This window comes from Vreelandella sp. L-25 (genome assembly GCF_056857535.1).
The window spans coordinates 70,499-92,565 of the sequence record NZ_JBSXNH010000063.1; the positions used below are offsets into that span (position 1 = coordinate 70,499).

At 58.4% G+C, this 22,067-nt stretch carries 21 protein-coding genes; 19 read left to right on the plus strand and 2 right to left on the minus strand.

The window, feature by feature from the left end; all coding sequences use genetic code 11:
- Window positions 1-19: 19 nt before the first annotated feature.
- The 9 genes from AC13CN_RS08570 (at window position 20) to tilS (ending at window position 10,681) form a co-directional block, all read left to right on the plus strand.
- A complete protein-coding gene (locus tag AC13CN_RS08570) occupies window positions 20-520 on the plus strand; it encodes an OmpH/Skp family outer membrane protein (protein ID WP_058579694.1) in 501 nt (166 codons plus the stop codon).
- Between the two features lie 51 nt (window positions 521-571).
- Window positions 572-1,609: a UDP-3-O-(3-hydroxymyristoyl)glucosamine N-acyltransferase gene (gene lpxD / locus AC13CN_RS08575; protein ID WP_089675581.1), complete on the plus strand. Its 1,038-nt coding sequence runs from the start codon at window positions 572-574 to the stop codon at window positions 1,607-1,609.
- 134 nt (window positions 1,610-1,743) lie between these two features.
- Entirely contained in the window at window positions 1,744-2,187 is a 444-nt protein-coding gene (gene fabZ / locus AC13CN_RS08580; protein ID WP_044629712.1) for a 3-hydroxyacyl-ACP dehydratase FabZ, read from the plus strand.
- The gene (gene lpxA, locus AC13CN_RS08585; protein WP_044629711.1) at window positions 2,184-2,951 is read left to right on the plus strand and encodes an acyl-ACP--UDP-N-acetylglucosamine O-acyltransferase; all 768 of its coding nucleotides are present in this window, start codon (window positions 2,184-2,186) and stop codon (window positions 2,949-2,951) included. The genes fabZ and lpxA overlap by 4 nt, the downstream gene beginning before the upstream one ends.
- Window positions 2,952-2,979: 28 nt before the next feature.
- The gene (gene lpxB / locus AC13CN_RS08590; RefSeq protein ID WP_172515371.1) at window positions 2,980-4,155 is read left to right on the plus strand and encodes a lipid-A-disaccharide synthase; all 1,176 of its coding nucleotides are present in this window, start codon (window positions 2,980-2,982) and stop codon (window positions 4,153-4,155) included.
- Window positions 4,145-4,762 (plus strand): ribonuclease HII, encoded by a 618-nt coding sequence (rnhB, locus tag AC13CN_RS08595; protein ID WP_058579684.1) that lies wholly within the window; start codon window positions 4,145-4,147, stop codon window positions 4,760-4,762. Before lpxB ends, rnhB begins: the two co-directional genes overlap by 11 nt.
- 42 nt (window positions 4,763-4,804) lie before the next feature.
- Entirely contained in the window at window positions 4,805-8,308 is a 3,504-nt protein-coding gene (gene dnaE / locus AC13CN_RS08600; RefSeq protein ID WP_044629708.1) for a DNA polymerase III subunit alpha, read from the plus strand.
- Between the two features lie 146 nt (window positions 8,309-8,454).
- On the plus strand, window positions 8,455-9,411 hold the full coding sequence (gene accA / locus AC13CN_RS08605) for an acetyl-CoA carboxylase carboxyl transferase subunit alpha (protein ID WP_058579682.1): 957 nt from the start codon (window positions 8,455-8,457) through the stop codon (window positions 9,409-9,411).
- On the plus strand, window positions 9,392-10,681 hold the full coding sequence (tilS, locus tag AC13CN_RS08610) for a tRNA lysidine(34) synthetase TilS (protein WP_062359988.1): 1,290 nt from the start codon (window positions 9,392-9,394) through the stop codon (window positions 10,679-10,681). Before accA ends, tilS begins: the two co-directional genes overlap by 20 nt.
- Here the strand turns inward: tilS and ppx are convergent.
- Window positions 10,678-12,228, minus strand: a complete 1,551-nt coding sequence (ppx, locus tag AC13CN_RS08615) for an exopolyphosphatase (protein WP_253556991.1) — start codon at window positions 12,226-12,228, stop codon at window positions 10,678-10,680. The two genes, tilS and ppx, sit on opposite strands and share 4 nt — an antisense overlap.
- A gap of 464 nt (window positions 12,229-12,692) precedes the next feature.
- Here ppx and rho point away from each other — a divergent pair, with 464 nt between their 5' ends.
- From rho to AC13CN_RS08655, 8 genes are all read left to right on the plus strand, one after another.
- Window positions 12,693-13,952 (plus strand): transcription termination factor Rho, encoded by a 1,260-nt coding sequence (gene rho, locus AC13CN_RS08620; protein WP_044629703.1) that lies wholly within the window; start codon window positions 12,693-12,695, stop codon window positions 13,950-13,952.
- 65 nt (window positions 13,953-14,017) lie between these two features.
- Window positions 14,018-15,511: a 4-hydroxy-3-polyprenylbenzoate decarboxylase gene (ubiD, locus tag AC13CN_RS08625; protein ID WP_213262800.1), complete on the plus strand. Its 1,494-nt coding sequence runs from the start codon at window positions 14,018-14,020 to the stop codon at window positions 15,509-15,511.
- Between the two features lie 41 nt (window positions 15,512-15,552).
- Window positions 15,553-16,320, plus strand: a complete 768-nt coding sequence (locus tag AC13CN_RS08630; protein WP_044629701.1) for an NAD(P)H-flavin reductase — start codon at window positions 15,553-15,555, stop codon at window positions 16,318-16,320.
- 64 nt (window positions 16,321-16,384) lie between these two features.
- Complete coding sequence (locus AC13CN_RS08635; protein WP_255319104.1) at window positions 16,385-16,513, plus strand: hypothetical protein; 129 nt, start codon at window positions 16,385-16,387, stop codon at window positions 16,511-16,513.
- A gap of 128 nt (window positions 16,514-16,641) precedes the next feature.
- A complete protein-coding gene (locus tag AC13CN_RS08640; RefSeq protein WP_170223897.1) occupies window positions 16,642-16,782 on the plus strand; it encodes a hypothetical protein in 141 nt (46 codons plus the stop codon).
- A 313-nt stretch (window positions 16,783-17,095) separates the two neighbouring features.
- The gene (locus AC13CN_RS08645) at window positions 17,096-18,160 is read left to right on the plus strand and encodes a 3-deoxy-7-phosphoheptulonate synthase (protein WP_253556990.1); all 1,065 of its coding nucleotides are present in this window, start codon (window positions 17,096-17,098) and stop codon (window positions 18,158-18,160) included.
- A gap of 61 nt (window positions 18,161-18,221) precedes the next feature.
- Window positions 18,222-18,734 carry a DUF3087 family protein gene (locus AC13CN_RS08650; protein ID WP_172515373.1) on the plus strand — a complete coding sequence of 171 codons (513 nt, stop codon included), beginning with the start codon at window positions 18,222-18,224 and terminating at the stop codon, window positions 18,732-18,734.
- A 49-nt stretch (window positions 18,735-18,783) separates the two neighbouring features.
- Window positions 18,784-19,512: an MliC family protein gene (locus AC13CN_RS08655; protein WP_074211048.1), complete on the plus strand. Its 729-nt coding sequence runs from the start codon at window positions 18,784-18,786 to the stop codon at window positions 19,510-19,512.
- A gap of 23 nt (window positions 19,513-19,535) precedes the next feature.
- Here the strand turns inward: AC13CN_RS08655 and AC13CN_RS08660 are convergent, their stop codons facing one another.
- A complete protein-coding gene (locus tag AC13CN_RS08660; RefSeq protein WP_172415877.1) occupies window positions 19,536-20,606 on the minus strand; it encodes a metal-dependent hydrolase in 1,071 nt (356 codons plus the stop codon).
- Between the two features lie 214 nt (window positions 20,607-20,820).
- Between AC13CN_RS08660 and gloA the strand changes: the two genes are divergently transcribed.
- Both gloA and AC13CN_RS08670 read left to right on the plus strand, forming a co-directional pair.
- Window positions 20,821-21,261 carry a lactoylglutathione lyase gene (gene gloA / locus AC13CN_RS08665; protein ID WP_172515374.1) on the plus strand — a complete coding sequence of 147 codons (441 nt, stop codon included), beginning with the start codon at window positions 20,821-20,823 and terminating at the stop codon, window positions 21,259-21,261.
- A 24-nt stretch (window positions 21,262-21,285) separates the two neighbouring features.
- Window positions 21,286-21,741: an META domain-containing protein gene (locus AC13CN_RS08670; RefSeq protein WP_253556989.1), complete on the plus strand. Its 456-nt coding sequence runs from the start codon at window positions 21,286-21,288 to the stop codon at window positions 21,739-21,741.
- Window positions 21,742-22,067 lie beyond the last annotated feature (326 nt).

Here is a 22,067-nt window from a genome sequence, read left to right on the forward strand (position 1 = left end):
TTTAAGGAGTATCACAATGATGCGTAAACTGACCGCTGCCGTGTGCCTGTTTGGGGCGATGGCTCTACCTGCCTATGCTGCCGAAGTGGCCGTGTTGGATTGGCGCGCTGCGTTGATGAATACCCAGTCGGCTCAGTCATCACTGAGCCAGCTGGAAGGACAAATCGGTAGCCAGCAACGCGAAGCCGAAGCGTTGGGCGGCGAGCTGCAGCAACTGCAAACCCGCCTACAGCAGGAAGGGGAGACTATGTCCCAGTCCGAACGTGAATCGCTGATTGCCGAGCTGCAGCAGAAAGGCGGCCGCTTTGAGCAGCTGCGCCGTGAAGTGCTGCAGGCCCAGCAGGCTTCCGAGCAGCAGTTCCTGCAGGGGGCAGAAGCTAAGCTGGAACAGGCGGTAGAGCAGGTGTTAGAACGTCATAATATCGACGTGTTGGTTGAGCCTCAGGGCGTGCTGCACTCCTCGACGGACCTGCCCAACGTGACGAACGAAGTCACTCAGATTTTTGATTCGCTGAACTAATTTAATGATTACTGGTGCGGCTTAGCCGCACCACTGCTTCCTTGGGCTCTCATGACGCACGCTTCTCATCACCTCACCCTTGCGGATATCGCACGTCACCTGGACGTTGATTTCGAGGGCGACGCCGACCAGCCAATTCGTGGTTTGGCAACGCTCAAGGAAGCAGCGCCAGACCAAGTCGCATTTTTAGCCAACCGTGCGTACTTAAAAGATCTCGCTACCACCAAAGCGGCAGGGGTACTGCTGCACCCGGAGCACGGCAAGAACTGCCCTGTGCCGCGCCTAGAGATGGATAACCCCTACTTGGGCTACGCCAAGCTCTCCCAGCTATTTGATCCGCTGCCAGCGCGGGATGTGCCGGGTATTCATCCCTCTGCAGTAGTCGCAGAGGGCGTGACGCTTGGGGCCGAGGTTTGCGTCCAAGCCAATGCGGTGATTGAGTCAGGCGTTGTCCTGGGCGACCGTGTAGTGGTTGGCGCGGGTAGCGTGATTGGCGCTGACTGTGTCATCGGTGACGACACGCGGCTGCATGCCAATGTCACCGTTTGCCACGGTGTGGTCGTGGGCAAGCGAGTGATTTTACACAGCGGCTGTGTGATTGGTGGTGATGGCTTTGGGTTTGCCCATGATGGTGCGGGCTGGCACAAAATTGCTCAGCTTGGCGGCGTGGTGCTAGGTGATGATGTTGAAGTGGGCAGCTGCTCCAGTATTGACCGAGGTGCGTTAGGTGACACCGTCATTGGCAACGATGTCAAAATCGACAGCCAAGTGCAGATTGCCCACAACGTTACCATTGGGGACCACAGCGCGTTAGCAGGCTGTGTAGGGATTGCAGGCTCCACCAAAGTGGGCAAACACTGCATGTTGGGCGGTGGTGTGGGCCTATCTGGTCATCTCACCATTTGTGATGGCGTTCAGGTCACCGGCATGAGCCTAGTGACCAACTCAATTCATGAGCCGGGGGTTTATTCTTCGGGGACCGGGGCCATGAGCAACACCCAATGGCGTAAAAATGCTGTGCGCTTCAAGCAGCTCGACGATATTGCCAAGCGCTTGGCGCGGGTGGAAAAAAGCCAGCGAGAATCGTGAAGAAAGAAGGGTTTCCTGAGGGAGTAGCTTGAGGCTTAATAGCAGCAGGTTATAATCCACTGCCTTTTACCAGTAGGATTACTGGTGCGCGCCTGATACTGCTCAGGCCTTTTGTCATTTTAGAGGTCGTTACGATGGTTATGGATATCAACGAAATTCGCGAATACTTGCCCCACCGCTATCCGTTCTTGCTGGTGGATCGAGTCACGCAGTTAACCGTGGGCGAAACCATCGTTGCGTATAAAAACGTTAGCATCAACGAGCCGTTTTTCAATGGCCACTTTCCTCATCACCCGATTATGCCCGGGGTACTGGTTGTTGAAGCGCTGGCTCAGGTATGCGGTATTCTAGGCTTTAAAACGGTCAATAAGTTGCCCGCTGATGGCTATGTGTATTATCTCGTTGGCAGCGACAACGTGCGTTTTAAGCGCCCGGTCATGCCTGGCGATCAATTAACGCTTGAAGCGAATGTGATTCGCGGTAAACGCGGTATTTGGAAGTTTGCCTGCCGTGCCACGGTAGACGGCGAGCTGGCCTGCGAAGCGGAAATCATTTGTGCCGAGAGGAAGGTGGCTTGATACATCCTACTGCATTGGTCGACCCAGCGGCACGGCTTGCTGATGACGTTGAGGTTGGCCCGTTCAGCGTGATTGGGCCTGACGTCACGATTGGCGCAGGCTCGGTCATTGGCCCCCATGTGGTGGTGAAAGGCCCCACGGTGCTAGGCGAGCGCACGCGTATTTTTCAGTTTGCCTCGGTGGGCGAAGATTGCCAGGACAAAAAGTACGCGGGCGAGCCAACGCGGCTGGTGATGGGTGACGATAACGTCATTCGTGAAGGGGTGACCCTCCATCGCGGCACTGTTCAGGATCGCAGCGAAACCACCATCGGTTCACGTAATCTGTTTATGGCCTACGTGCATGTAGGGCATGACTGTGTGATTGGCAATGACTGCATTTTAGCGAACCAAGTCACGCTGGCAGGCCATGTCACCCTCGGTGATCACGCTATTTTGGGCGGCCTGGCGGCAGTGCATCAGTTCTGTCACTTTGGCGATCACGCCATGGCGGGCGGCGGTTCGATTATCACTAAAGACACTCCTGCCTATGTGATGATTAACGGCAACCCGGCAGAAGCGCGCGGACTGAACCTCGTGGGGTTGAAGCGCCGAGGGTTTAGCCGCGAAGCGATTGCTGCACTCAGCACAGCCTACAAGCTGGTTTATCGTCAAGGCTTAACCGTCGAGCAGGCAGTGAGCGAAATGCGTAATCGCTTTGATTTGCCTGAAGTGGCCCTGTTCGCTGACTCCATCGAGCGTTCAACACGCGGTATCGTTCGCTAATACTCATCTAACCGGCTCTCCCGTCACTATGACACTGCAGCGCGTATACCTTGTGGCAGGCGAACTCTCCGGCGATATCCTCGGTGCGGGACTGATGCAGGCGCTGCGCGCCCGGCATCCCCAGGTGGAGTTTCGCGGTATGGGCGGCCCTCGTATGGAGGCCCAAGGCTTGAAGAGCCGCTTTCCTCTCGAAACCCTCTCAGTGATGGGGTTGGTCGAGGTGCTTAAGCACCTGCCTGAACTGATCCGTGTGCGCCGTACCCTGCGTGAAGAGGCGCTGGCTTGGCAGCCGGACGTCATGATCGGTATCGATGCCCCGGACTTCAACATTGGGCTGGAGAAGCAGCTGCGTGCCGCTGGCGTCACGACGGCCCACTACGTGAGCCCCTCGGTATGGGCGTGGCGGCAGGGGCGGGTGAAGAAGATCGCCAACGCCGTGGATGCCATGCTCACGCTGCTGCCTTTCGAGGCGGATTTCTACCATCGCCACCACGTTCCCGTAGCTTTCGTTGGTCATCCGTTGGCCGACGAACTGCCGCTGGAGAATGATCGTAACGCGGCTCGCCGTGAGCTGGGCTTAGCCTCAAACGCGCCGGTACTAGCGCTGCTACCCGGTTCCCGGGGTAACGAAATTCGCTTTATGGGCACCACTTTTTTGGACGCAGTCACGCTGCTGTGCCAGCGCCACGTGGGCTTACAGGTGGTGGTACCCGCGGCAACCGCTCAGCGCCATCAAGAGCTGCGCGAGCTGCTGGCAGGCTATCCCACGTTGGCCCAGCGGGTCACGCTGCTGGAGGGCCAAGCCCGCGAGGCGATGGTCGCCAGCGATGCGGTACTGCTGACCTCCGGTACGGCAGCGCTAGAGGCCATGCTCTGCCATCGCGCCATGCTGGTGGCGTACAAAATGGCGCCCGCGACCCATTGGCTCGCCAAACGGCTGGTGAAAACCCAGTGGATCTCACTACCCAATTTGATTGCCCAGGAGAGCGTGGTGCCTGAGCTGATTCAGCACGCGGCCACGCCGGAGGCGATTGCCGAGCAAATAGGCCAGCTACTTAGCGATGCCGAGATGCGTCACGGCCTGGAGGCGCGCTTTGCCGCAATGCATGCAACGCTGCAGCGTAATGCCAGCGAGCGTGCCGCGCAGGCCATTACCGCCCTGGTAGCAGGCGAGCTGCTGGAGGCTAAACCTGATGGCGGTTAAACCAGCGGACTTTCCACCGCTAGTCGTGGAGTATACCGGTGACTTCTTGGCGGGGGTCGATGAGGTCGGCCGCGGGCCGCTGGTGGGGAGCGTAGTAGCCGCCGCCGTGATTCTGGACCCCAAGGCACCTATCGACGGCTTAACCGACTCCAAGAAGCTCACTGCCCGCAGGCGTGAGTCGTTGGATGTGCTCATTCGCGAGCGTGCGCTGTCGTTTGCAGTGGCAGAGGCGAGCGCTGAAGAGGTCGACTCGCTCAATATCTATCACGCGACGCATCTGGCCATGCGTCGTGCAGTGGATGCGTTAGCTCCCCAGGCGGAGTATCTGCTGGTGGATGGTAACCGGCTGCCGGGGCACGCGCTGCCGGGTCAGGCCGTAGTGAAGGGCGATGCCCGCCATCCGGCCATTGCCGCTGCGTCTATTTTGGCCAAAGTAGCGCGGGATGCGCAAATGGCCGAGCTGGATCTGCGCTATCCTGAATACGGGTTTGCGCGGCACAAGGGCTACCCCACCAAAGAGCACCTGGCAGCGCTGGAAGCCCACGGGCCGCTGGCAGAGCACCGCAAAAGCTTCGCGCCGGTACAGCGCCAGTTAGCGCTGCTGTAGCCGTTCTATTTATTTTATTTAGCGTTTTATGCTGAGAGTCCCATGACGGTTCCGTTCGTTCATCTTCGTTTGCACAGTGAATACTCTCTGGTCGATGGCTTGGTCAAACTCAAGTCACTGGTCAGCACGACCGCTGAGCGCAGGATGCCGGCGCTGGCGCTCACCGATGAAGCCAACCTGTTTGGCTTGGTCAAATTCTACAAAGCCGCCCAGGGCGCCGGGCTGAAGCCGATCATCGGTAGCGATCTCTGGCTCTCGAATCCCCACGATGAAGCGCACCCCTATCGCATCACGCTGTTGGCGATGAACGACGTGGGCTACCGTAACCTGACCGAGCTGATCTCCAAAGGCTGGACCGACGGTCAGCGCCAGGGACGGGCGATTCTCGATAAACAGTGGGTATTGGCGCAGAGCGAAGGTCTGATTGCCCTGTCGGGCGGGCGCGAAGGCGAGATTGGCCGCCACTTGCTCTCCGAGCACGAGCGGGAAGCGCGCCAGCTGCTGGAAGAGTGGCAGCAGGCGTTTCCCGACCGCTTCTACCTGGAGCTCATCCGCACCGGCCGCCCGCTGGAAGAGGCCTGCGTACACGCTAGCGTTCAGTTGGCGATCGAGACCGGCACGCCGGTTGTCGCCACCAACGATGTGCGCTTTCTGGAACGGGAAGACTTCTGGGCCCACGAAACCCGCGTCGCCATTGGTGAGGGTAAAGCCCTGGACGACCCGCGCCGCGAACGCCGCTATACCGAAGAGCAGTACCTCAAAAGCCCCGACGAGATGGCGGCGCTGTTTGCCGATATCCCCGAGGCGCTGGAAAACAGCGTGATGATCGCCGAGCGCTGCAGCGTCGATGTGCGCCTGGGAGAGATATTCCTGCCGGAGTTCGGCATCCCCGAGGGCATGACCCAGGATGAATTCTTCCGCAAGGTCTCCCACGATGGCCTAACGGAGAGGCTCGATTTTCTGTTTCCCGCCGAGCAGTATCCGCGCGATAGCGAGGCGTTCCGCGAGATTGATCAGCGCTACCGCGACCGGCTGGAGTTTGAGCTCAACGTCATCATTCAGATGGGCTTCCCCGGCTACTTCCTGATCGTGATGGACTTTATCCAGTGGGCCAAGGACAACAACGTACCGGTGGGGCCGGGGCGTGGCTCCGGTGCCGGTTCACTAGTGGCCTACGCGCAGAAGATCACCGACCTCGACCCCATCGGCTACGATCTGCTGTTCGAGCGCTTTCTTAACCCTGAGCGTGTCTCGATGCCCGACTTTGACGTCGATTTCTGCATGGAGAAGCGTGACAAGGTCATCGAGTACGTAGCCGACCGCTATGGCCGCAACGCGGTGTCCCAGATCGTCACCTTCGGCACCATGGCCGCCAAAGCGGTGGTGCGAGACGTGGCCCGTGCCCAGGGCAAGCCCTACTCGCTGGGTGACAAGCTCTCCAAGCTGATCCCATTCGAAGTGGGCATGACGCTGGCCAAGGCCATCGAGCAGGAGCCCGCGCTCAAAGAGTTCATCGAGAACGACGAAGAGGCCGAAGAGATCTGGGAAATGGCCCTGAAACTCGAGGGCACCACGCGGGGTACCGGTAAACACGCAGGGGGGGTGGTGATCGCTCCTACCAAGCTCACCGATTTTTCGCCACTGCTGTGCGACGAAGATGGCTCGGGCTTGGTGGTGCAGTTCGATAAAAACGACATCGAGGACGCCGGGCTGGTGAAGTTCGACTTCCTGGGCCTGCGGACGCTGACCATCATCGATTGGGCACTTGAGATGGTGGATAAGGTGCGCGACGCCGCCGGCCAGGGCCCGCTCAATATCGACGCCATCCCCCTGGACGACGGCAAAACCTTCGAGATGCTCAAGCGGGCAGAAACCACGGCGGTGTTCCAGCTCGAATCCCGCGGCATGAAGGAGCTAATCAAGCGCCTGCTGCCCGACTCCCTGGACGATATGATCGCCTTGGTAGCACTGTTCCGCCCCGGTCCATTGCAGTCGGGCATGGTGGATGACTTCATCAACCGCAAACATGGCCGGGCGGAAGTCTCTTATCCACACCCGGATTATCAGCACGACCTGTTGAAACCGGTGTTGACGCCTACCTACGGCATCATTCTCTACCAAGAGCAGGTCATGCAGATCGCCCAGGTGATGGCGGGGTACACCCTAGGGCAGGCCGACATGCTGCGCCGTGCCATGGGTAAGAAAAAGCCCGAAGAGATGGCCAAGCAGCGCTCCGGTTTCATGGAAGGGTGTGCCGCCAACGGCATCGACAAAGACTTGGCGGGCAATATCTTCGACCTGGTGGAGAAGTTTGCCGGTTACGGTTTCAACAAGTCGCACTCGGCGGCCTACGCGCTGGTGTCTTACCAAACCGCATGGCTGAAGGCCCACTACCCAGGCCCGTTCATGGCGGCGGTGATGTCCACCGAGATGGACAACCTGGACAAGGTGGTGCCGCTGATCGAAGAGTGTCGTCACTTGAAACTGACGGTGACGCCACCGGATGTCAACGTCGGTGGCTACAAGTTCACCGTGGATACCGAAGGGCGGGTGGTGTACGGCTTGGGCGCGATACGTGGCGTCGGGGAAGGCCCGATTGGCGCGATTGTGGAAGCGCGAAACGCGGGCGGGCCGTTCAACGATCTGTTCGACTTCTGCCGCCGCATCGATCCGAAACGGATGAACAAACGTACCCTGGAAGCGCTGATACGCTCTGGCGCGTTGGATAACCTGGGGCCCAATCGGGCGGTGCTGTTCGCGGCGATGGAAGATGCGCTGAAGGCCGCTGCACAAAATCACGCCAACCAGAACCTGGGCATGATGGACATGTTTGGTGATGCCTTCGTCGCCGAAGAAGAGGCCAGCGATGTTTACGCCGAGTATCGTCATGTGCGCGAATGGACGGACCGTGAGCGGCTCTCTGGTGAAAAGGACACCCTGGGGCTCTATCTGACCGGGCACCCCATCGACGAGTACGAACGCGAACTCAAGCGCTTTGTGTCGACGCGTATCAGCGATTTGAAACCCTCTCGGGAACCGCAGCGGGTAGCGGGTTTGGTGGTCGCCATGCGCACCATGAAGTCCAAACGTGGCGATACCATGGCATTCATCACCTTGGACGACCGCACCGGACGTATCGAAGCGTCTCTGTTTGGCGAACTTTTCGAGCAGCTACGCGGCCAAATCGAGTCGGATCAAGTGATCATCGTGGAGGGCGAAGTCTCCAGCGACGACTTTTCCGGTGGCCTACGGCTGCGCGGCAAAGATGTGACGCCGATGGTCACGGCCCGCGTGCGCTACGGCCAAGCCGTTGAGCTGGCATTGGACGCCGGGCAGATTAACGGCCGGCTGGTCGAAAGCTTGCGGGATAGCTTGACACCCTACCGGGATAACACCGGCCTACCCGTGCGACTTCAATATCGCCACCCCGATGCTGTCGCTTGGCTGGAGCTGGCCGAGGAGTGGAAAGTCGCGCCTAGTGATGATCTGCTGCTCGCCCTGCGCGATGTGCAAGGGCAGGTGGGCGTCCAGTTACGCTACCGTTAATCACCTAGCGTACGAGCGCCCCAGGGCGCTCGTACGGAATTGAGCGGGCATTGCCTTGCGTGGCAGGGTCAGGGTGCGATAATGGCGCCCAATATGCTCGTTTCGACAAGGCTTATTTTTTTATAGGCAGCTTACAGGCAGAGCCGATGAATCCTAACTATCTCGATTTTGAACAGCCCGTTGCCGAACTCCAGGCAAAAATTGAGGAGCTGCGTTTGGTGAGCTCCGACAGCCAGGTGAACCTCTCAGATGAGATTTCACGGCTGGAGGAGAAGAGCCGCAAGTTAACGGAATCAATCTTCAAAGATTTGACCCCTTGGCAGGTTTCCCAGCTATCGCGGCACCCCCAGCGCCCCTATACGCTGGATTATTTAGAACATATTTTTACCGATTTCGATGAGCTGCACGGTGACCGAAAATTTGCGGATGACGCTGCCCTCGTCGGCGGCATTGCCCGCTTAAACGATGCGCCGGTGATGGTCATTGGCCATCAAAAAGGCCGTGATGTTAAAGAGAAGGTGCGCCGTAACTTTGGTATGCCGCGCCCGGAAGGCTACCGCAAAGCGTGCCGCTTAATGGAAATGGCTGAGCGCTTTAAAATGCCCATTCTGACGTTTATCGATACTCCCGGCGCGTATCCCGGTATCGACGCGGAAGAGCGTGGTCAGTCGGAAGCGATTGCCTATAACCTGGCCGTCATGTCGCGCCTGAAGACGCCGATTATTTCCACCGTGGTGGGCGAAGGCGGCTCCGGCGGAGCCCTGGCGATTGGCGTGTGCGATGAGCTGCACATGCTGCAGTACTCTACCTACTCGGTCATCTCCCCAGAAGGCTGCGCCTCCATTCTGTGGAAGAGCGCCGAAAAAGCCCCCGATGCGGCCCAGGCCATGGGAATCACCGCCGAGCGCTTAAAAGAGCTGGGATTTGTAGATTCGCTGATCAAAGAGCCGTTGGGCGGCGCCCATCGTCACCCGATAGACACCGCAGCGCGGGTTAAAGACGCGCTCTCTGCCAGCCTTGAGCGCCTGCAAGCGCTGGATATTGATGCCCTGCTTGAGCGCCGCTATGAGCGCCTGATGAGCTATGGCGCCCCAGCCGCCTAAACGGCTTTTACGCTTGCTTCACGACGCCCTGGCGGAAACCCCGCCGGGGCGTTGCGTTTGGGTCGCGCTCTCCGGTGGCTTGGACTCGTCGCTGCTGCTGATGCTAGCCGCGGAGGCCTGCCAAGACAGCGGCCAAGTGCTACGCGCCCTACATGTTAATCACGGCCTACAGGCGGCGGCGGCCGACTTTGAAACCCACTGCCGACAGCTGTGTCAGCGCCTTGGCGTGCCGCTAACGGTTGAGCGTGTGGCGATTGAATCGCGAGGCGAAGGGGTAGAGGGCGCTGCTAGGCGCGCTCGCTACGCGGCCTTTGCGCAGCATGTGAAGCCGGGTGACGCGCTATGGCTTGGTCAGCATCAGGATGATCAAGCGGAAACCCTCTTACTGGCAGCGCTGCGGGGGAGCGGTATTCGTGGGTTGGCGGGCATGCCATATCAACGGGAGTGGCAAGGCATTACGCTTGTGCGCCCTTGGCTCAGCATCAGCCGCCAAACTCTGGCCGATACGGCCCACGCTATGGCGCTGACTTGGTGTGAAGACCCCACCAATCGCGATATTGAATTTGATCGCAACCGTTTGCGCCACGAAGTGCTGCCAATGCTGACTCAGCGCTGGCCTGGTGCGGTACGTTCGTTGGCCAAGAGCGCTGGCTTGGCCGGTGAGGCCGACACGCTCCTTGCCAGCTACGCCGCCGAGGAGTTGGCCGTGCTTACGTTGGGAACGGGCTGTCTCGATGCGTCAGCATTGGCCGCATTGCCGTTACCCCGTCAGCGGCTGCTCGTTCGTACGCTGTGTCAGCAGCTAAGGCTGCCCACGCCTCCACAGGCGCGTCTGGCCAGCCTGCTCGGCCAGCTTACCGCCGCCCAGGATGCCCAGGTGCTAGTAGAGTGGCCCGGAGCCCAGGCCCGGGTGTGGCGGCGCAGGCTTTATCTTATGACGCCGTTGGCTGCGTTGCCGGATTGGCAAGCGCCTTGGAACGGAGAGCCAGGGGTGAGTACTCCTCTTGGGCCGCTACAGCTTCGTCTGGAATGCGACGCCTACTTAGCAGAATCGTTCATGCTGCGCTGGCGGCAGGGCGGGGAAGTGCTCGTATTGCCTGGGCGTGGCCGACGCGACCTCAAACGCTTGCTGCAAGAACGGGCGCTTCCGCCCTGGGAGCGGGAGCGGCTGATTGTTGTGATGGCCGGAGAGCGCTGTCTGGGCGTGCTCCAACCGCCTGCCTACGTTCTGTGGCAGGCGGAAGGGGCGACGTTTCATCGCGAGGGTTAGGAGGGCGTATTCAGGTTGAACGAAAACCCGGCGTTGGCCATGAACGTCTGTTCCTGCTCTAAATCGGTGCTGAGCAGCGTGGGTTCATCGCTGGGGGGCAGCGTAATGGTGAGCGCGTCGCCATTGCTGTCAGCAGCAATTTTGGGTGGTATGGGCGCGCCTTCAGGCCGCGAATGATTAATCAGCACGGCGAGGCGTAGCAAGCGGGCAAGCTTAGCCGCGCTTGGCTGCTGTGAGGCAGGCAGCGCTTGCCACTCCTTAAGCGGGAATTTACGCCGGTGAGCACGCACTAAAAACGCCAACAAGCGCTGCTCGGGGCGAGAAAACCCGGCTAGGTCCGAATGCTCTAATAGATACGCGCCGTGGCGGTGGAACTGGCTATGGGAGATGGCTAGCCCAATTTCATGCACATGGCTTGCCCAGCTCAAATAGTGGCCCTGTTCGGCGGTTAAGCCCCACGGCTGCTTCGCTACGGCAAACAAGTGCTTGGCGGTTTCCGCCACATTTTCTGCTTGCCGGGTATCTACGTCATACACTCGCTTGAGCATGTCGAGGGTTTTGGAGCGGGTATCTTCGGCGCTGTTACGCCCCGCCATGTCATAGAGCACGCCTTCACGCAGTGCGCCGTCGGCAAAGCGCATTTGGTGAAGGTCGAAGGCTTCAAAAATGGCGCTCAAAATGGCAATGCCCGCCGGAAATACCCGAGCCCTATCGGGTTTGAGGCCGTCCAGCTCGACCTTTTCCAGATGTTTGCATTTCAACAGGCGCTCGCGCAGTTTTTTCAAGCCGCTGCGGGTAATCACCCCCTCTTGGGGCGTGTCGCCGTAAGCGTGCAGCACGCTGGCAGCAGCCTTAATCGTGCCGCTGGAGCCTACCGGATCATCCCATCCTAAGCGCTGGTAAGGGCGCTGGATGTTGGCCAGCTCTGAAAGCGCTGCCAGCTCGGCGCGGCGCATGCGCTTTTCGGTAAGTTCGCCATCGGCAAAAAAGCGTCCGGTAAACGTGACACAACCCATGCGCAGGCTTTCCAGCGCTTTTGGCTCAAAGGCTTCACCGATAATAAACTCGGTAGAGCCGCCGCCAATATCGACAATCAAGCGGCGGCCGCTTTCGGCCAGGGCGTGGGCGGCACCCAAATAAATTAGGCGGGCTTCTTCGCGCCCGGCAATAATCTCGATGGCGTGGCCAAGCTGGGCTTCGGCGCGCTCGATAAAGGTTTGGCTGTTGTGGGCGTCACGCAGAGCATTGGTGCCCACAATACGAAGGTTAGGGCCTTCGATATCGGTTAAAAACGGCGCAAAACGGCCTAGGCAATCCAGGGCGCGCTGCATAGCGGCTTCACTGAGGTAACCGTTCTCGTCAAGTCCTGCCGCCAGTTGGACCTTTTCACCTAGTCGTGCCACTACTTGTAAACGTTCATTTTGGTAGTTGGCAACCAGTAGGTGAAAGCTATTGGAGCCAAGGTCAATGGCGGCTAGGCGCTGCGGTTCACCGCTCTCAAATTCGGCAGTGGGCGCGGCGATGGGGAGCGAAATGTCCTTGGGCATGAGCTATCCTTCAAATTGGCTATGCCAAGGTTGCGGTGACCTCTAACTATTGTCAATTGCCAAAGGCTTGCGTTTGTCGCGGGCCTTGACTACCATCGAGCTACTGGCTTGATCCGAGTTGGCTTGTTCGTCTAACAAGCGCACTGACTCGGGCACCCCGAGCAGTACGTATCCAGATGGCATCAGCCAGATGTCCAAGTCGTCAGATAACCCGCTGAAACAGCATTTTTCTGTGCCAATCAGATTAACTAGTTTGTTTGCACCCTCACGCCAAGCAGTCATTGATGTCATTGTTATGCTTTAGGCATTGTTACAGCGACTGCCCAGCTTTCACCACTCGAGCGTGTGCCTAGATGGGGTTCTGAACGCATCACTCGGCGCTTAGCCCTATATTTAGGCCAAGCCTCCTGTCTTATTCCCGGCGCCTAGCGCCTAGCTTTCATGAGCAATTTTCTAACACACCGATGAATCTCACTGAACTCAAGCAAAAAACCGTTCCCGAGCTGCTCGATATCGCCCGCGAAATGGGTATCGACAACTTAGCCCGTTCGCGCAAGCAGGACATCATTTTCGCCATCCTCAAGAAACACGCCAAAAGCGGCGAGGATATCTATGGCGACGGTGTGCTGGAAATTCTTCAGGATGGCTTCGGCTTCCTGCGTAGCGCCGACAGCTCGTACCTCGCTGGGCCGGACGATATCTACGTATCGCCCTCACAGATTCGTCGTTTCAATCTGCGCAAAGGCGACTCCATTTCCGGCAAAATCCGCCCGCCCAAAGAGGGCGAGCGCTACTTTGCCCTGCTCAAAGTTAGCCAGATCAACTTTGACCGCCCGGAAAACGCCAAGCATAAGATTCTCTTCGAGAACCTGACGCCGCTGTTTCCCACCGAGCGTCTGCGCATGGAGATCGGCAACGGGTCTACTGAAGACCTCACTGCTCGGATCATTGATCTGACTTCACCGATCGGTAAAGGCCAGCGTGGACTGCTGGTGTCTCCGCCGAAAGCGGGTAAGACGCTGATGCTGCAGAACATCGCGACGTCGATCACGCGGAACAACCCCGAGTGTCATCTGATCGTACTGCTGATCGATGAGCGCCCGGAGGAAGTCACCGAGATGTCCCGCACCGTACGCGGTGAAGTGGTCGCCTCTACCTTCGACGAGCCGCCCGCCCGCCACGTTCAGGTGGCCGAAATGGTCATCGAGAAAGCCAAGCGCTTGGTTGAGCACAAAAAAGACGTGGTGATTCTGCTCGACTCCATTACCCGTCTGGCGCGGGCCTACAACACCGTGGTGCCTAGCTCCGGCAAAGTGCTCACCGGTGGTGTGGATGCCCACGCGCTGGAGAAGCCGAAACGCTTCTTTGGTGCCGCGCGTAATATCGAAGAGGGCGGCAGCCTGACGATCATCGCCACGGCGCTGGTCGACACCGGCTCCAAGATGGACGAAGTCATCTTCGAAGAGTTCAAGGGCACCGGTAACATGGAAGCGCACCTTGACCGCAAGCTGGCTGAAAAACGCGTCTTCCCCGCGATCAACATTCGTCGCAGCGGCACTCGTCGTGAAGACCTGCTGGCCTCTGAAGAAGAAATGCAGCGCATGTGGATTCTACGCAAGCTGCTTAACCCGATGGAAGATACCGCAGCGACCGAGTTCCTGATTGATCGTCTGAAAGATACCAAGACCAATCTGGAATTCTTTGAAGCGATGAAGCGCCGTTAAGGCGCTGCATCTACTGCCATGCGTTTGCAAGAGCAGCGTCTGACAGCCGGGTTGAGGAGAGTGTTTTGAAGTATAACGACTTGCGCGATTTTATTGCGGCGCTTGAAGCCCAGGGTGAGCTAAAGCGAGTTAAAGCGGAAGTTGATCCTTACCTAGAAATTACTGAAATCTGCGACCGTACGCTGCGCGCCGGTGGCCCTGCACTGCTGTTTGAAAATGTAAAGGGCCACGATATGCCGCTACTGGGCAACCTGTTCGGCACCCCGAAGCGGGTAGCGCTGGGTATGGGCCAGGATTCAGTAGAAGCGTTGCGTGAAGTGGGGAAGCTGCTGGCATTTCTGAAAGAGCCAGATCCGCCCAAAGGCCTGAAAGATGCCTGGGATAAGCTGCCGATCTTTAAGCAGGTGCTCAGCATGGGGCCTAAAAGCGTTAAGCGAGCTCCTGTGCAGGAAGTCGTTTACGAAGGCGATGAAGTGGACCTCGGCCGCCTGCCGATTCAGCACTGCTGGCCCGGCGATGCGGCACCGCTTGTCACTTGGCCGCTGGTTATCACCAAAGGCCCGCATAAAAAGCGCCAGAACCTGGGGATTTATCGCCAGCAGAAAATCGCCAAGAATCGCCTGATTATGCGCTGGCTCTCCCACCGTGGCGGGGCGCTGGACTTTCTTGAGTTTCAAAAAGCCCATCCCGGTGAGCCCTTTCCTGTCGCCGTGGCGCTAGGCGCTGACCCGGCGACTATATTAGGCGCGGTCACGCCGGTGCCTGATTCGCTCTCAGAATACGCCTTTGCTGGCCTGCTGCGCGGTTCGCGTACCGAGCTGGTGAAGTGCGGTCACGCAGACCTGGAAGTCCCCGCCTCCAGCGAAATTATTCTGGAAGGCTTTATTTATCCGGACGATATGGCACCGGAAGGGCCGTTTGGTGACCATACCGGTTACTATAACGAAGTGGATCATTTCCCTGTGTTTACCGTGACGCGGATGACCATGCGCCGCGATGCCATTTATCACTCTACCTATACCGGTCGTCCACCCGATGAGCCCGCCATTTTAGGCGTAGCGCTTAACGAAGTGTTCGTGCCCATTCTATGCAAGCAGTTTCCCGAGATTGTCGACTTCTATTTACCGCCGGAAGGCTGCTCCTATCGTATGGCGGTTGTGACGATGAAGAAGCAGTACCCCGGCCACGCGAAGCGCGTGATGATGGGGGTTTGGAGCTTCCTGCGCCAGTTTATGTACACCAAGTTCGTCATCGTGCTGGATGATGACGTGGATGCGCGTAACTGGGAAGACGTGATGTGGGCGATTACCACGCGCATGGATCCTGCCCGCGACACGGTGATGGTGGAAAACACGCCTATCGACTACCTCGACTTCGCCTCACCGGTATCCGGACTTGGCTCCAAGATGGGGCTGGATGCAACGAACAAGTGGCCCGGCGAAACCGACCGGGAGTGGGGCACTCCCATCGTGATGGATGAGATGGTGAAAGCCCGCGTTGACGAGCGTTGGGATGAGCTGGGCATTGATATTCCGCTACCCACACCGCGCCACGGTTAATCGGCCGTATGGGTCGAACGATTTTCCATAAAGAGGCTTTCATGAGCGCTAGGACGTTAACGTGTAAAACGCTAACCTGCCAAGTCACCGCCGTCGAGGATCTTAATCCTGACGTATTTAAAGTCACGCTTGCCGGTCGCGCTGAAGCAATGCAGCACGCCCCTGGTCAGTACCTTGAACTAATGCTAGACGAGGCCACTTGGGTGCCTTTCTCGATTGCCAGCGCCGACCGTGGCGATGGCACGCTGGAGCTGCAAATTCAGCACTGGCCCGAGCGTGATAACTCTCAGCGGCTGCGCCAACTGTTGCAGGTCGCCAACCAGCTAACGGTGCGCCTGCCCAGCGGTGATTGCGTGCTGGATACGCAAAGTGAGCGCCCGCTGCTGCTGATTGCCGCTGGCACGGGGTTTGCCCAAATGAAGGCCATCGTCGAAGCCGCGCTTCGTGACCAGCCCACACGACCCATTTCATTATGGTGGGCGAACCGTGAGCACCGCGATTTGTATGCGGAAGACCTTGCCTGCGAATGGGCGCAGCAGTATGAAAACGTTGCGTTTCATGCGGTCACTGAATTCCCGCTGACCGAGCCGCTGGCGTCGGGCGAGCGCATTGCCCACCATCAGGGGCGCGTTGATTTGGTGTTAGAAAGCGAGCTGTCGAATGCACCGGTCACGCCTAGCGACTGCGATATTTACCTCTCAGGCTCACCGGGCATGGTATATGCCTGTGTGGACGTGCTGGAGCGTTTGGGCGTGGGCAATGAACGTATGTTCTCGGATGTATTTGCCTACGCACCCCGCCCTCACTAAAATAGCGGGTCACTTTCTGGCGTACGGCACACACCGTAAGACTACTGATCACTAGGAGGCTTTCATGGGCCATCACGACGATAACTTTAAAGACGATTCCGGCATTCTGCCGATTATTCTCGGTATCGTAGTATTGGTAGGCATGAGTGCACTGCCTGCCACTATTGGCTGGATTCAGGCGTTTAGCAGCTAATACTCGTCGCTAGGAAATTGAACGCTCGCGGTAATTGCTTGTTGCCATTTAGCGCGCAGGCAGGCAGGATTAGGTCATTACGTAGTACACACGTCATGTAGTACACACGTCATACTGAGGAAGTAACCATGCCACATGGCAACCCTTCACAGCACACTCACACCAAACCGGAAACGGTGGTTGAGGCCTGGGCGAAGGTGGGTACTTCCTATAGCTTTAACTATGCAGCGTATTGGTTTAGCCACGGTGTGCCCCTGGCCGACGCCTAGCGTCGCGCCAACAGGCACACCGCCCCGGTTGCCTGCCGCACAAAGAAGCCTCGGTGGGTAACTCCACCGAGGCTTCTTTCGTTTTATTAACCCTCATTTTTCATAGGTAGATTATTAAGGAGCTGCACCATGTCTTATCGCGCCCACTCAATTGCTAGCCCCAACGCCATCCGTTATCTCGGTTATGGCTATGGCTGGCGATTTAGCGACGCGCGGTCGGTGCTAGCTGCCACCTCCGATCGTGCCCACCTGGGTGGCAAGTTGATGATGCGATGTCACGCGTTATGTCATACGAATTCGGAGAGTTAACCCTATGAATGCCCCAATCAACACCGCTTGTTCCTCTACTGCCCAGGCTTCCACGCTTATGTCTGCGACGGCGCTGCCGCTACCCGCTGAGCTACGCCAGCGTGTGGTGGTGAATAGCACGCTGAGTGCACAAATCGACCAGCAGCGCCAAGCGGTACAGCGCATTCTCAGTGGTCAAGATAACCGTCTGCTGGTCGTAGTGGGTCCGTGCTCCATCCACGACCCGGATGCTGCCTTGGAGTATGCGGATCGGCTAGCAGCGCTTAGCGATGAGGTCAGCGAGCAGATTTTGCCAGTGATGCGAGTGTACGTTGAAAAGCCGCGCACCACGGTCGGTTGGAAGGGGCTGGCCTACGACCCTGATCTTGATGGCAGCGGCGACATGCCGCGCGGTATCGCCCTTTCCCGTGAGCTTATGCACGCCGTCGCCTCCCGCGGCCTGCCGGTGGCCACCGAGCTGTTACAGCCCATGTTAGCCCCGTACCTGGATGACCTGCTGAGCTGGGTAGCGATTGGGGCGCGCACGACGGAATCCCAGCTGCACCGTGAGCTGGCCAGCGACCTCAGCGCCGCCGTAGGCTTCAAAAATGCCACCAGCGGCGATGTGCAGGTGGCCATTGATGCTATGCAGGCTGCCGCCCACTCCCATCAGCGTTTTGCCATGGATCGCCAGGGTCGCCCTATCATGCAGGAGACCGCAGGCAACCCGCACACCCACGTGGTGCTACGCGGCGGCCACGGCGAGCCCAACTACCAAGCCCACCATGTACGCAGCGCAGTTAATACACTGCGCGAAGCAGGCCAGAATCCGCGTTTGATGGTGGACTGCAGCCACGCCAATGCCCGCAAAGATCACCGCCGCCAAAGCGAAGTGATGCTGGATGTATTAGCCCAGCGTCAAGCGGGTGACGCAAATTTGGTGGCACTGATGCTAGAGAGCCATTTGTACGAAGGCAAACAAGCGTTGACGCCCAGTGCGCTACGCTACGGCGTCTCGGTCACTGATGCCTGCGTCAGCTGGGAGACCACCGAGCGCTTGCTGAAAACCGCCGCGGAACGACTGACCTAGCGCGTTGACTGCCCCGGCCAGCCCCGTATCATAAGAGTTCCTTTTGATCACGAGGTTGGCCATGGCCTTTTCCCTTGAACAGCACGACCCCGCGTCTTACCAGCGCAAAGCCCGCATTATCAGCGTGGCGATGGCCGGGCAACTGATTATTTTTGGCCTGCTGTTTTCAATGCTCCTCACCACTACCTTTGGCAGCAGCGTCTGGCTGAACGCTCTGGGCGTATTGTTGGGCCTGCTCGCCACCAGCGCTATGTTCGCTGCGTTAAGAGAGCGCCCATGGATGACTGAGGTGCGCTATGTTTGGCAGCTCAAGCATCACCTGTCGCGTATTAGCAGCTACCTACAGCCGCTGCGCCGCGCGGTGGAAGAGGATAATCACCTAGCGCTGGATATCCTGACCTTTTACCACCAGGGCATGGCCCAGCTTGCCGAGCTAAATGGACGCACCACCGACGACGATGCCGAACGTTTAGCGGAAAAAATGCAGGTTAAAGTGAAGCGTGAAGCGTTGGGCCTACCCAAAGAAGTCACCACGTTTGACCCGCATGACTTGAGCGCTTTCAAACAAAAGTAAGTCGCGCGCAAGGGTATTACCGATGAGGGATTAACAGGGAGCGTATTCAATGAGTGCTAATGTTACGTCACTACGATTCGCCACGGCGGTGGCTGCCGGTTTACTGCTAGCGGGCTGCGCGACCAGTGCGCCCGCCCCGGAGCAGCCGGTAAAAACCACCGTGCAGAGCAGTGCACCACTGTTGCCTTCGGTGCTGTTTCCCGGTAGCGCTGAGCGCTTTCAAGCTTGGAACTGCCAACCAGCCAATCAAGACTTAGTCACGGCCGTCAATGGTGAAGAGTTACGGCTGTGGTCGCTACATGGCGCGTGGCGACTGCCTCAAGCCGTGGTGGCCAGCGGTGCCCGCTATCAAAATGGCGATATCAGCTTCTGGAACCGCGGCGATCAGGCGCAAATTGAAACGCCTCGTGGGCAATTGCAGTGCCAGCAAGGGGTTGACCGGGAGGTTGCGACCCGATCACGCCACCCAGGCGTGATGTTATTAGCCCGCGGCAACGAGCCGGGTTGGACGATCGAGCTGGCGAACGATGCGCCAGTAATGACCTGGACTACCAACTACGGCAGCGACACCACCACCATGCCTTATATGGTCAGCGTGATGGATAACGACGCGGGCCGGGTGGTGATCGAGAATGCCAACGCCGAGCAGTTTTTCCGCGTACGTATTGAATCAGGTGCCTGTTTCGACGATATGAGTGGCGAACCCTATCCTGCTCGCGTGACGTTCACCATTGGTGGCGAACAATATAAAGGATGTGCACAAGGCATTGCGCCGTAGCCTGTCATGGCCTTGTACGGCCACTAGCAGCGATAGAGGAACGGCTCTGCGCGCCACTGTGGCTCTACGTAGTCGCTGGCGCACAGGGCCGATACATCGCCGCCTGCCCGGGCGGCAAGACGTGCCAGTGTCGCCAAGTGCACTCCTCTGGGGCTGCGTACTTCTTCACTGATCGCAACGGGTACCCAGCGATTGCCTTCTCGGGTTGCTAGGGTAAAGCTGAAAGGATGAAAACCGGGAAAACCCAGCCGAATATCGGTGGCGACCAACGTCTCTTGGCCATTAATATAGCGCGTCTCAAAGCGCAAAAACGGCCCGGTGAACCACGTCAGCCGCTGCCCTAGCGGTCCCTCCAAAGCGCTGGCCTCCAGTTCGACGTTACGACGCAGCGGTTCCAGTGCGGGGACTCGGTCACGATCAAATACACTGATCAAACTCTCGTAATAGCGGTCTTCATCGATGACCGTTGCCCGCCATAGTGCGATATTGAACGGCGTGGGTTGGATGAGTACGGGGGCTGCTTGTAAGTCCGCTTCGGCTAGGGCTGGCGTTAGGCGCTGCTCGACGCTCCATTTGGCACCTGCGGCCATCATGAGGTAAGCGCAGGAGATCACCAGCCCCGTGCGGCAGGCACTGCGTACCTTGCCCGACACGCTGCCGATGATCAGCGCCATAAGCAGCGGTAGCGTGTAGAACGGATCGATGATGAAGACGATAGGCCACGCGGCGGGCGGTGCGTCTAGCGGCCAGAGCAACTGCGTGCCGTAGGTGGTCAGCGAGTCGAGCAGCGGGTGAGTCACTAATATCAACGTAAAAAAGCACCACCAGCGACCCAACGAGATGTCCCGCGCTGGAGCAAAGCGGGCACACAGCACGGCCAGCAGCGTGGCAAGGCCCGTCAATACGAACAGGGAATGGCTGAAGCCACGGTGCTCGGTGACGTTGGCAATGGCGTCGCCATAATCCAGCGCCACATCCAAATCGGGTAGAGTACCCAGTAGCGCACCTATGACAATAGCCTTGCGGCCCAGTCGCTTACCTAACACGGCACCACCTACCGCTGCGCCAAGCGCCGCTTGCGTAATCGAATCCACAGACCTCTCCTCGACGAGCCGATAGCGAATCGTGATTGTCACTGAAGAGTGACACACTAGATGAACAGCCGTGACGCCATTATACAGCGTGTCTACTTTCTATTTTAGTGTCGCACTATTGTCTATGTTTTAATGGTGCTACGTGACCAGCTCGGCACCGCACTCGGCGGTAGCACGGGATATAATTACCATTCTTCAATGAAGAGGAAATGACATGCAGTTTTTACACACCATGGTACGTGTCAGCGACTTAGACGCCTCGCTTCACTTTTATTGTGACCTGCTAGGCCTCAAAGAAGTGCGCCGCAAAGAGAACGAAAAGGGCCGTTTTACGCTGGTGTTCCTGGCGGCTCCTGAAGATGAAGCGCGCTCCGAGCGCCTCACGGCCCCCGAGCTCGAGTTGACCTACAACTGGGACCCGGAAGAGTACACGGGGGGCCGTAATTTCGGCCATTTGGCCTACCGAGTCGACGACATTTACGCCCTTTGCCAGAAACTTCAGGATAACGGCGTCACCATCAACCGTCCGCCCCGCGACGGCAACATGGCGTTTGTGAAGTCGCCGGACGGTATCTCCGTTGAGCTACTGCAAAAAGGCGATGCGCTGGAGCCGCAGGAGCCGTGGGCATCCATGGAAAACAGCGGTAGTTGGTAAACCGAATCAGCGGGAGTAGAAAAGGTGACAGGACAAACCCGTAATGTGCTGCTGGGAGCGGGCTTGGCCCTACTGGTCAGTGCTTGCAGCAGTACGCCTCAGCAGGAGCGTGTCGATGCGCCCCAGAGCGGCACGCTCTCTGGGCCGGTGGTTGAGCAGCGCTGGAACTTACTGTTAGTAGGGACCGATGAGCGGCTCTCCATGCCTGAGGCGCCGTTCTTCCGCATTGGTCGCGATGGTAAGGTGAGCGGCTCGGATGGCTGCAACCAGTTCACCGGCAAGGTGAGTCTGGGCGAAAGCCAGCGCATTGAGTTCAGCGAACTGGCCTCCACCCGAATGGCCTGCCCCAATATGGAAGACGCCAAGCGGGTCACCGATATGCTGGATACCGCCTACCGCTACCTGATCGACCATGATCGGCTGGTGTTCTTCGGCCCGGATAGCCGGGTGCTGGGCGGCTGGCGCAAAGCCAACGGCTAGCAGCGGTAGGGGCGATTTTAATGGTTCATCGCGTTCTAGCGTGAAAGCGAAGCAATTCCCGGCAAAGTGAGATGAACCTTGTTTGTGGCGGATAGTCATGTGAGATAGCCATGACCAATAATGAACATCGGCGCGTAATGGACTCATTGGGCGACTGCCCAGGCAGGCCCGGTGCCGCCATCATCGCGAGCGCAAGCCCCCACTCACGAGGTCATTGCCCAGCTCACCTGTGGGAGGCCAATTCATTGGGCGACTGCCTGGGTAAGCACAGGTGCCGCCATCATCGCGGGCTAAAGCCCCCTCCCACCAGGTCATGTCCCAGCCGC